The organism is Actinoplanes sp. NPDC048791, assembly GCF_040650095.1.
In the GTDB taxonomy this organism is placed as follows: domain Bacteria; phylum Actinomycetota; class Actinomycetes; order Mycobacteriales; family Micromonosporaceae; genus Actinoplanes.
In genome coordinates, this window is sequence record NZ_JBEZGQ010001621.1 from 1 (window position 1) to 1,265 (window position 1,265).

General features: G+C 73.2%; 1 protein-coding gene and 1 pseudogene. One reads left to right on the forward strand and one right to left on the reverse strand.

Annotated features, from left to right (window positions below; all coding sequences use genetic code 11):
• The coding region (locus AB0C29_RS49050; protein WP_360835331.1) for an ATP-dependent helicase C-terminal domain-containing protein at positions 1–1,002 on the forward strand (1,002 nt) is incomplete at its 5' end.
• 9 nt (positions 1,003–1,011) lie between these two features.
• On the opposite strand, the pseudogene AB0C29_RS49055 reads toward AB0C29_RS49050, so the two are convergent.
• A pseudogene (locus tag AB0C29_RS49055) lies at positions 1,012–1,265 on the reverse strand (hypothetical protein); the annotation flags it as partial.

Here is a 1,265-nt window from a genome sequence, read left to right on the forward strand (position 1 = left end):
GGCCGGGAGGGCGGCCGGGAGTGGCTGCCCGATGACCTGGCCGCGGGACTGATCGTCGGCCTGGCGTACCCGGAACGGGTGGCCAAGGTCCGCGAGCCCGGCGGCCGCGCGTACCTGATGGCCGGCGGAACCGCCGCCGACCTCACCGCGGGCAGCAGCCTGGCCGGCACCGCCTGGCTGGCGATAGCCGACGCGGACCGAGCCCCGGGCGCCCGTACCGCCCGCATCCGCAGCGCCGCCCCACTGGACGAGGCAACGGCCCGCGAGGCGGCCTCCACCCTGCTGGAATCAGGCACAGAGATCGGCTGGCTGAACGGCGACGTGGTGGCCCGCCGCACAGAACGCCTGGGCGCGATCACCCTGGTGGAACGCCGCATCGAAAAACCGGACCCGACCCGCCTGCAAGCCGCACTCACCGACGGTCTCCGCCGCGAGGGCCTGAGCCTCCTCACCTGGTCCCGAGCGGCCAAAGAACTCCGCGACCGCCTGGCCTTCGCCCACACCGCCCTGGGCCCACCATGGCCCGCCGTGGACGACGAAGCCCTCCTCAAGAATCTGGAAGACTGGCTCCCCCTGGGCCAGTCCCGCCGCCGCGCCGACCTGGCCAAGATCGACACAGCAGGAGCCCTCCGCCGCCTCCTCCCCTGGTCGATAGCAGGCCGCCTGGACGACATAGCCCCAGAACGCCTACCGGTCCCCAGCGGCTCAAAGGTCAGAATCGACTACACAGACCCGGCAGCCCCGGTCCTGGCGGTAAAAGTCCAGGAAGCATTCGGCTGGCGCGAAGCCCCCCGCCTGGCCGACGGCCGCATCCCGATCCTGCTGCACCTGCTCTCCCCAGCCGGCCGCCCGGTAGCAGTGACCCGAGACCTCGCATCCTTCTGGTCAACGGGCTACCCCCAGGTGCGAGCAGAACTCAGAGGCCGCTACCCCCGCCACCCCTGGCCGGAGGACCCGACGACAGCCCCACCGACCCGCCGCCTGAACCCCCGCACCCGCTGACCGGCTCGGTTACAGGCCGTACGCCTCACGGACGCGCCGGCGCAACTGCTCCGCGTACGGGGCCAGCTCCGCACCCAGCTTCTCGGCCTCCATCGGGGTCACCGTGACCGCCGGGTCAAGGTACGGTCGCGCGCGCAGCCACTCGTGGCGGCGGCCCGGCGCCGGGTGGCTGGCGAGCATCGAGGCGTGCTCGCGGATGGTCAGCTGACGCAGCGCCCCGGCCTCTCCGGCGGCGCGTTCCCGGACGCCGGCCAGCAGGTCGC